Consider the following 7,950-nt stretch of genomic DNA (forward strand, 5'->3'; position numbering starts at 1 on the left):
CGTAGCGGTCCTTGCCCTTGATGCCGCCGAAGCCGGAGAACCGCTCGGCCACCCGCTGATGCTGAGGCCCGAGCGAATTGACGCAAAAATGCCGGTAGCGCTCGATGATCGGCCAGGTCGACGAGGAGCGGTTGACACAGGCGATCACCTTCGGCGGCTCCCCTGACAGCAACACCACGGAAATCACGACGAGGCCGGTGCGGTCGTCGCCGACGCCGGCGGTGATGACACTGACATTGCCGACGATGAGCCGCATGGCGGCGCGGAAATCCGCGACGCTGACCGGGCCTTCTGCGTTAGGCATTGCCGCCTCCTCTTTTCTTTGACGCAATTCCGGACGGAAAACCGATCACACTTTTCCTGGAATTGCTCTAAGCCGCCGACTGCATCGCGGCCGGCGCGATGCGGATGCCCCTCTGTTCAAGAATAGGCAGGACCGTGTCGCGGAAATAAGGGAATTCCTCGACATAATCGACGAAGGACAAGGTCGAGCCGCGGAAGCCGGCTTGGTGCAGGGCGATGATGCCGTCGGCCACCTGCTCGGGCGTGCCGGTCAGCGGAAACCCGCCATGGCCCGCCGCCATGCGGTCGCGGATAAGCGCCAGAAGATCGTGCGGGAAGGATTGCGCATGGGCGAACTGCAGCCGCACGAGATTGTCGACGGCCGCCCAATCGGCGTTGGCGCGTCCGAAATGCTCGAGATAGTCTTTTGCCTCCTTTTCCGTGGGGCGGCACACGACATGGGCGAAGGTCAGCACATCGACGTCCCGACCCGCCGCTTTGCCCTGTTCCGTCAGCGCCGCGATCTCATCCTTCGAGCGCGAGAGATCGATCGCAGGCGTGAACAGGAAATCGGCGTTGCGGACGGCAAATTTGCGCCCTTCCTCGGAGCCGGCCGCGTTGAGGATCGGTAGCGGCGATGATGGACGCGGGTCGCCGAGCACATTCTTCAGCTTGAACCAGGTACCGTCCCAGTCGAAGGCTTCCGTGCGGCTCCACAGGGCGCGCACGATGTCGAACCATTCCTGCGCGTAGCCGTAGCGTGTGGTGTGGTCGTCGGGAAGCGTCAGCCCGAGCGCCTCGTATTCCGGCTTGTTCCAGCCGGCGACGATGTTGAGGCCGATGCGACCGCGGCTGATCTGGTCGATGGTCGCCAGTTGCTTGGCCACGACCACCGGATGGTTCGCCGCTGTATGGGTAGTGGCAAAGACTGTGAGGTTACGGGTGAGCGCCAACAGGCCCGCCGCCCAGGTGATCGTCTCAAGCACGTTGCCGTGAAAATTGGTTTCGCCGCCGTATCCGATCCAGCGGGCGATCGGCAGCATGAAGTCGATGCCGGCTTCGTCGAGCAGCCGGGCCAACTTGAGATTGTTGTCCCAGGAATTGTCCCAGCGCTCAGCGACCTTGGTGACGGTCATGCCGCCGGAACAGTTGGATGCGAAGGTGCCGAGAAAGAAAGGCTGCGTGCCGGGCGTGGACTTGTCGAGCATGCTCATGACGATGTTCTCCTCATATTTTTGATTATAATTTATGATAGAAAGTCTATCATAAATTCATGTGGACGCAATTGCCGCGGTCGGCGATGCTTGGCGCGAGGGACAGGCGAATGAACGACCGGCGCAAATCTTTGGAAACACAGGAAGAACTGCTCGACCGCGGCTGGCATCTGGCGCGCACGCCGCTGGAAATCGACGTCACGGAGGTCGAGTACGCGTTGATGCGCTCATACGAGGCGTTCGGCCACTGGCAGGCTGAGTGCCTCGCCACGGTGATCGAGTTTTCGGCCAGCGGGCCGGAAAACGCGCTGCTCCACATCATCAGGATGAACGACCGGCCGAAAAGCGTCCGCGACCTAGCCCAGATGACCAATCGGGACGACATTCCCAACATCCAGTACAGCCTGCGCAAGCTGTTGAAAGGCGGCTTGATCACGCGCACCGGCAGCGGCAGGGCCGGCGTCACCTATGAGGTCACGCCGCTGGGCTACCGGGTGACGGAGCGCTACGCCGATATCCGTTCGGTCCTGCTCATCGAAGCGGTCAAGCGCATTCCCGAAATGGCCGAGAAGCTTGAGGACGTCGCGCGCACGCTGGAGCTGATGACGGGCATCTACGAACAGGCGGCGCGCGCCGCCGCCACCCATCGCCGCCGACATCCGCAGCCGGAGCCCGCCGGCAGCAACAAGGATTAGCCGCGCGACGATGCCGGCTCGATCCGGACCGGCGTCGGCGCGCCGGTCTGGCTTTGCGCCTTGGTCGTGATGAAGACGCCGGCGGTGATGATGGCGGCGCCGAGCCAGGTCAGAAGCTGGTAATGCTCGCCCAGGAACAGCGTGCCGGCGAACAGGCCGACCGCCGCCGCCACGTAGCCGATCTGGCTGAGATAGACCGGGCCGCCGACGGCCTGCAGGCGGAAGAAGAAGGCGAACATCGCCGAGGCCGACGCCACTTGGCCGACCACCACCAGCGGCACGCCGCCGAGCGGGACGAAAGCCTGCCCGCCCAGAAGCGCCAGAATGCCGGCGACCAGGAGCGTGGCCGAGGCCAGATGGCTGCCGACGGCAAGCTCGATCGGACCGGTGCCCTCCGGCCAGTCGACGGTGCGGTAGATGTTGCCGGCGGCAAGGCTGACCGGGATGAGCAGTCCGATCGCCACCCAGAAATAATCGGCCGGCTGGCCGGCCTCGCCGCGTGTCAGCGCGACCATCACCGCGCCGATGAAGCCGACGGCGATGCCGATGATACCGAGCAGATTGGGACGCCTGACGCCGAGCAGGATCGAGAACACCAGCGTGATGACCGGCGACAGCGTGAACATGATGCCGGTGTAGCCGGCGCCTAGATGCGGGATGGCCGAGAACATCAAGAGATTGGGAAAGGCATAGGAAATCGCCGCGGTGACGAAGAAATAGCGCAGCTTGTGCGGGGTCAGCCGGATGCGTTCGCCGCGTAAGAGAAGCGCCAAGAGCAGCACGCCGCCGGCGCCCAGCGAAATGACGAAGGCCCAGACCATCGCCGGCACTCCGGCCGCGGTCGCAAGCTTGCCGAACGGCAGCGTCATGCCGAGCAGGCCGCCCGTCACGACCAAAAGACCGATCGCCGAATCCCAGAGAAATTTCATCGGGCTGTCCTGTCGCTGCGTGACCGCTTGGCGGCCGGTTCATCTTCCGATAAGATAGCGTAAAGATTCTTTATGTCAAGATACTTTGCGGTGAGAGATATGGATCGAGCGGGCAGGGCCATGGAGCAGTGGCGACGGGAGCGGCCGGACCTCGATGTGTCTCCCATGGGCGTCATCGGGCGCCTCAACGAGGTCTCGGCGCTGGTCGCGCGCGACCGGCTCGCGCCGGTCTTCGCCCGCTTCGGGCTGCAGGCCGGCGAATTCGACGTTCTGGCGACGCTACGCCGGTCGGGCACGCCCTATGCGCTGACGCCGACCGAGCTCTATGAGGCGACGATGGTGACGTCGGGCGCCATGACCGCCCGCCTCGACCGTCTGGAAAAGGCCGGACTGATCCAGCGCGCGCCACACCCCAGCGACCGGCGCGGCGTGATTGTGCAACTCACCGCAAAAGGCCGCGAGCTCACCGACGATGCGCTCACCGCCCACGTCGCCAACGAGCACCAGATCCTTTCAGGTCTGACGAGCGAAGACCGGGAAATGCTGGCGAAACTGCTGGAAAAACTGATCGGAAGCTTAGGCCAGACCACTGCTTAGAGCGTGCCTTGATTTCCACCTTCGTGAACTTCCACCAAGGTGTGTTGAGATTCAGGTCAGGCCGAGTCGAGAATGGTGGCTTCCGAGAACCGGAGCGGAGCGTACTTTTCGTACGTGAGCACCGGAAGCGCAGGGAGCTGCCATTCGCAGGCCGGCCTCACCTGAATATCGACAGACCTTAGTTCCGGTCATCTGGAAAACTCGGGATCGGCATGAACTCGACGCCGTCCTCTATAAGGCTCTGCGCCTCTTCCGGTGTCGCTTCGCCATAGATGCCGCGCGGGTCGGTCTCGCCGAAATGGATCTTGCGCGCCTCCTCGGCGAACTTGTCGCCGACATAATCGGCATTCTCGCGCACCTTCTCGGCCAGCGCCTTCAGCTGCGCCAGCGCCTGCTTCTGCGCCTCGCCCATGGCCAACGCCACCTTCTCCTGCTTGCGCGAGGTCGAGACGGCCGGCGCCATCAGCGCCTTCTCGACCTTGTGCGAGCCGCAGGTCGGGCAATCGACGAAGCCGCGCTTCTTCTGGCTGTCGAAATCGTCATTGCTGCGGAACCACGCCTCGAATTCGTGCTCGTGTTCGCAGATCAGGGAAAAACGGATCAAGAGGCAGCACCCCTGAGACGCGGCGCTTCGCTTGCCCCGGCATTGACGGTGAAGTCCCGCGCATTCTTCAGATTGGGGATCTTGCGGCGCGCGGCAAGCGACTGGGCAGGATCGATCTCGGCGACGATCACGCCTGGCTCGTTATGCGCGGCCTCGGCGATGACGCGCCCCCATGGATCGACAATCAGCGAATGGCCATAGGTTTCGCGCCCATCCTCATGCAGGCCGCCCTGCGCGGCGGCGATGACATAGGCGCCGTTCTCGATGGCGCGGGCGCGCAGCAGCACATGCCAATGCGCCTCGCCGGTCTGGCGCGTGAAGGCGGCGGGCACCGTCAGCACCTCGGCTCCGGCCATCGCCTCGGCGCGGAACAGCTGCGGGAAGCGCAGGTCGTAGCAGACGGCAAAGCCCAGCCTCGTTCCGTTGATGTCGGTCACGGCCGCTTCCGTTCCCGGCTCGTAGGACGCGGATTCGCGCCAGCTCTCGCCATTGTCGAGATCGACATCGAACATATGGATCTTGTCATAGCCGGCGATCAGGCTGCCGTCAGGCGAAAACAGGAACGCGCGATTGGCAAGCTTGCCGTCGGCGCGACGGATCGCCGTCGAGCCGACATGCAGGTAGATGCCGAGTTCCTTCGCCAGCCTGCGTGCCGTGGCGACGACCACGTCCTTGTCCTCGGTGGCAAAAGCGGCCGCACCGGCTTCCTTGTCGCGCACCAGCGCGCCGGTCATTTCCGGCGTCTGGACGTAGGTGGCGCCCTGGCCGGCGGCCTGCCGGACCAGGATCTCCATGTCGGCGGCGTTGCGTTCCGGGCTGGTGCCCGAACGCATCTGCACAGCGGCGGCCTTGAAAACACCCATGGTCATCTCCCGTTGGCGAGCATCACGTCCAGCCGGCCCTGCGACTCCAGCTCATGGAGATCGTCGCAGCCGCCGACATGTGTGTCGCCGATGAAAATCTGCGGAAAGGTGGCCCGCCCATGCGCCCTGGAAATCATTTCCTGGCGCAGTTCCGGCGAGAACGAGGCATCATGCTCGGTATAGGCTATCCCCTTGCGGTCGAGCAGCCGCTTGGCGGCGCTGCAGTAGCCGCACATCATTCGCGTATAGATCGTCACATCCGCCATTGGCCGGCAAATCCTGCTCGGGCATGCCGTCCAGTGATCGTACGAAAGCGACATGCTGCAAAACAACTGAACCCTATATAGTCGCGGAGTCATCTGGCCGAAAGTCCCCCGGCAGCACACGGGCGAAAGTGAGGACGTCGACCGCACCGGCGCCACCCCTCTTCAACGCCTTGGCGACCGCCCGCGCCGTGGCGCCGGTGGTGTAGACATCGTCGACGACCAGCACCCGGCGCCCCGATATCTCGATTTCGGCGTGCGGCGGCACGCGGAAGGCGGCGCGCACATTCTCCTCGCGCTCGTGCCGTTCGAGCCCGACCTGCTGGCGCGTCAGCTTCACGCGCCTGACCGCGGACGGCGAGAAGGGCAGCCCGCCGAGCTTTGCAACGGCCCGTCCGAGCTCCGCCGACTGGTTGAACTGGCGCCGGAAGAAGCGCCGCCAATGCAACGGCACCGGCACGATCAGGTCGGCCTCCGCGATCAGCTCCGCGCCGGCGCGCATCATCCAGTTCGCCATCCAGGGCGCAAGGTCGGTTCGATCTTGATATTTCAGCCCCTGCACCATCTGCCGCGCGACGCCCGAATAGACGACGGCCGCCCGCGCCCGCTCGAAGGGCGGCGGATCGGCGATCGCCTCGGCGGACAAAAACCCCTCGCCCATGTCGTGGGTGAAGGGCGTTCCCATCACCGGACACCAGGGTTTTTCCAGCAGTCTCAGCTTCGGCCAGCAGGCGCCGCACAAGACGCCAGGCTGCGACACATGGCGACGGCAGCCTGCGCAGACCGGTGGGAACAACAGGCGCGCCGGCCAGGCAAGTGCCTGCCGCGTCATATCCTGGACCGCTATGGTCTTGATCTTGTGCACCGGATCGGCCACGTGAAAAGGAACCTCGCGCCACCTTAACACCACTCCGGCATGCGCGGACAACAGGAAGCTTTTCATTGCAGCCCTTGATCGACACCGAGCTCTGGCTCGCGCGCAAGCGCAGGGCTCTTGCCCGCCCCGTCGAAGGCGCTGATTTCCTGATGCGGCGCGCCGCGGAGGACCTTGCCGATCGGCTGGGTGCCGTCGAACGCCGTTTCGGCAAGGCAGCGGCCATGTTCTGTCAGACATCGGCGGCGGCACAGGTGCTTGCCGACAGCGGCAAGGCCGGCGAAATCCTGCGCGTCGAGATGGACGAAGCGTTTCTGGCCGGCAATCCCGGCCTGGTAGCGCCGCCGGAGACCGTGCCGTTCGAGGAGGGCAGCCTCGATCTCGTCGTCTCCCTGCTCTCGTTGCATGCGATGAACGACATTCCCGGCGTGCTCGCGCAAATCCGCCGTGCGCTGCGACCGGACGGGCTGTTCCTCGGCGCTCTCGCCGGCGCGGGCACATTGGCGGAATTGCGCGAGAGCATGCTTGCGGCCGAAACGGAGCTATACGGCGGCGCGAGCCCGCGCATCCTTCCCTTCACCGACGTGCGCGACGCGGGCGCGCTGTTGCAGCGCGCCGGCCTGGCATTGCCGGTCGCCGATGTCGAAACGGTCGCGGTGCGCTACGATACGCTGTTCGATCTGGCCGGCGATCTGCGCGCCATGGGCGAAACCAGCCCTCTTCTCGATCGCAGCCGCCGGCCGGCCGGCAGACGCCTGTTTGCCCGCGCCGCCGAAATCTATGCCGAGCGGTTCTCGGATCCGGACGGCCGTATCCGAGCAAGCTTTTCGATCGTCTGGATGTCGGGCTGGGCGCCCGACGCCTCGCAGCAGAAGCCGCTCAAGCCCGGATCGGCCAGGGTCTCGCTGAAGACAATCCTGGAGAACCCGCCGAAAGGTTGACCGCTGCGCCTGCGAAGGCCTGATCGGCTTCATCAGCGGGAGAAGGCCTGAACCAGCCTGCTGTTATTATCGCTGAACAACCACTGGAGCGCATCCATGGCCCTGCCGACGCCACCGATGATTACGAGCGACAGCACGGTAACGATCAGGCCATATTCGATGGCTGTGGCGCCCGTTTCGTCTTCAATGAATTGCTGCAGCAGGTTTTTCATGGTCATCCATCCCTATGCAGAAATTCTAATGTCCTACCTGTTAAGAAAGGTTAACGGTAAAAGCTTAACAGCAAGTGAAACATCGCTGTGCCGGAAAATCGTTAACCACGTCAGCACTCGCCGCTGCGGCTGCCGTCGTTGCGGATGACGCAGATTGAACTGGGCAGGGGCTGCAGCACGCTGCGGCGCACGGTATATGTATTGAGGCGATGGCCGATCGATCCGGTCGCTGTCATGTCGAGCCCGCCGGAGAAGCCGTCGCGGGCGCTTTGCGGCCGGGTCTGGTTGTCCAGGAAAGGCGTCGCGATCAGCGCCAGCGCCACGGCGGCCGAACCGAAGAGAAGCGTGATCCGCAGGATGCCCATGCCGGCGTCCGCCACGCGGAAGCCTCGGTCGGGCCGGATCGAGTCCCAGTCTCTTTCAAGGCTCATGCCGCGTTTCCCAATCATCGACGATCCCGCCGCGCGAAACGGCCT

General features: G+C 64.3%; 12 protein-coding genes. 3 read left to right on the forward strand and 9 right to left on the reverse strand.

Features of this window, described 5'->3' with window-relative positions; translation table 11 throughout:
• Both EOD07_RS14455 and EOD07_RS14460 read right to left on the reverse strand, forming a co-directional pair.
• The coding region (locus EOD07_RS14455) for a flavin reductase family protein (RefSeq protein WP_164772250.1) at nucleotides 1–304 on the reverse strand (304 nt) is incomplete at its 3' end.
• 67 nt (nucleotides 305–371) lie between these two features.
• Complete coding sequence (locus EOD07_RS14460; RefSeq protein WP_127235954.1) at nucleotides 372–1,496, reverse strand: LLM class flavin-dependent oxidoreductase; 1,125 nt, start codon at nucleotides 1,494–1,496, stop codon at nucleotides 372–374.
• 110 nt (nucleotides 1,497–1,606) lie between these two features.
• Here EOD07_RS14460 and EOD07_RS14465 point away from each other — a divergent pair, with 110 nt between their 5' ends.
• The gene (locus EOD07_RS14465) at nucleotides 1,607–2,191 is read left to right on the forward strand and encodes a winged helix DNA-binding protein (RefSeq protein WP_164772251.1); all 585 of its coding nucleotides are present in this window, start codon (nucleotides 1,607–1,609) and stop codon (nucleotides 2,189–2,191) included.
• Here the strand turns inward: EOD07_RS14465 and EOD07_RS14470 are convergent.
• Nucleotides 2,188–3,120 (reverse strand): DMT family transporter, encoded by a 933-nt coding sequence (locus tag EOD07_RS14470; RefSeq protein WP_127235956.1) that lies wholly within the window; start codon nucleotides 3,118–3,120, stop codon nucleotides 2,188–2,190. The two genes, EOD07_RS14465 and EOD07_RS14470, sit on opposite strands and share 4 nt — an antisense overlap.
• A 99-nt stretch (nucleotides 3,121–3,219) precedes the next feature.
• On the opposite strand from EOD07_RS14470, the gene EOD07_RS14475 reads away from it, so the two are divergent.
• Entirely contained in the window at nucleotides 3,220–3,717 is a 498-nt protein-coding gene (locus tag EOD07_RS14475) for a MarR family transcriptional regulator (protein WP_127235957.1), read from the forward strand.
• Between the two features lie 178 nt (nucleotides 3,718–3,895).
• On the opposite strand, the gene EOD07_RS14480 is transcribed toward EOD07_RS14475, so the two are convergent.
• The 4 genes from EOD07_RS14480 to EOD07_RS14495 form a co-directional block, all read right to left on the reverse strand.
• A complete protein-coding gene (locus tag EOD07_RS14480) occupies nucleotides 3,896–4,321 on the reverse strand; it encodes a DUF1178 family protein (protein WP_127235958.1) in 426 nt (141 codons plus the stop codon).
• Nucleotides 4,318–5,184 carry a carbon-nitrogen hydrolase family protein gene (locus tag EOD07_RS14485; protein WP_127235959.1) on the reverse strand — a complete coding sequence of 289 codons (867 nt, stop codon included), beginning with the start codon at nucleotides 5,182–5,184 and terminating at the stop codon, nucleotides 4,318–4,320. Before EOD07_RS14485 ends, EOD07_RS14480 begins: the two co-directional genes overlap by 4 nt.
• 2 nt (nucleotides 5,185–5,186) lie before the next feature.
• Nucleotides 5,187–5,450 carry a glutaredoxin 3 gene (grxC, locus tag EOD07_RS14490; protein ID WP_127235960.1) on the reverse strand — a complete coding sequence of 88 codons (264 nt, stop codon included), beginning with the start codon at nucleotides 5,448–5,450 and terminating at the stop codon, nucleotides 5,187–5,189.
• 73 nt (nucleotides 5,451–5,523) lie between these two features.
• A complete protein-coding gene (locus EOD07_RS14495; RefSeq protein WP_127235961.1) occupies nucleotides 5,524–6,324 on the reverse strand; it encodes a ComF family protein in 801 nt (266 codons plus the stop codon).
• Between the two features lie 65 nt (nucleotides 6,325–6,389).
• On the opposite strand from EOD07_RS14495, the gene EOD07_RS14500 reads away from it, so the two are divergent.
• Nucleotides 6,390–7,262 carry a methyltransferase domain-containing protein gene (locus EOD07_RS14500; RefSeq protein ID WP_127235962.1) on the forward strand — a complete coding sequence of 291 codons (873 nt, stop codon included), beginning with the start codon at nucleotides 6,390–6,392 and terminating at the stop codon, nucleotides 7,260–7,262.
• A 32-nt stretch (nucleotides 7,263–7,294) separates the two neighbouring features.
• On the opposite strand, the gene EOD07_RS14505 is transcribed toward EOD07_RS14500, so the two are convergent.
• Both EOD07_RS14505 and EOD07_RS14510 read right to left on the reverse strand, forming a co-directional pair.
• Nucleotides 7,295–7,480 (reverse strand): Flp family type IVb pilin, encoded by a 186-nt coding sequence (locus tag EOD07_RS14505; RefSeq protein WP_127235963.1) that lies wholly within the window; start codon nucleotides 7,478–7,480, stop codon nucleotides 7,295–7,297.
• A gap of 104 nt (nucleotides 7,481–7,584) precedes the next feature.
• A complete protein-coding gene (locus tag EOD07_RS14510; RefSeq protein ID WP_041011338.1) occupies nucleotides 7,585–7,905 on the reverse strand; it encodes a hypothetical protein in 321 nt (106 codons plus the stop codon).
• Nucleotides 7,906–7,950: the final 45 nt, after the last annotated feature.

The sequence above is a fragment of the Mesorhizobium sp. M2C.T.Ca.TU.002.02.1.1 genome (assembly GCF_003997225.1).

Bases quoted from the DNA above. Each gene is read 5' to 3' on its own strand.
- EOD07_RS14460 (WP_127235954.1), bottom strand. From the start codon at position 1,496: ATGAGCATGCTCGACAAGTCCACGCCCGGCACGCAGCCTTTCTTTCTC.
- EOD07_RS14465 (WP_164772251.1), top strand. From the start codon at position 1,607: ATGAACGACCGGCGCAAATCTTTGGAAACACAGGAAGAACTGCTCGAC.
- EOD07_RS14470 (WP_127235956.1), bottom strand. From the start codon at position 3,120: ATGAAATTTCTCTGGGATTCGGCGATCGGTCTTTTGGTCGTGACGGGC.
- EOD07_RS14475 (WP_127235957.1), top strand. From the start codon at position 3,220: ATGGATCGAGCGGGCAGGGCCATGGAGCAGTGGCGACGGGAGCGGCCG.
- EOD07_RS14485 (WP_127235959.1), bottom strand. From the start codon at position 5,184: ATGGGTGTTTTCAAGGCCGCCGCTGTGCAGATGCGTTCGGGCACCAGC.
- grxC (WP_127235960.1), bottom strand. From the start codon at position 5,450: ATGGCGGATGTGACGATCTATACGCGAATGATGTGCGGCTACTGCAGC.
- EOD07_RS14505 (WP_127235963.1), bottom strand. From the start codon at position 7,480: ATGACCATGAAAAACCTGCTGCAGCAATTCATTGAAGACGAAACGGGC.
- EOD07_RS14510 (WP_041011338.1), bottom strand. From the start codon at position 7,905: ATGAGCCTTGAAAGAGACTGGGACTCGATCCGGCCCGACCGAGGCTTC.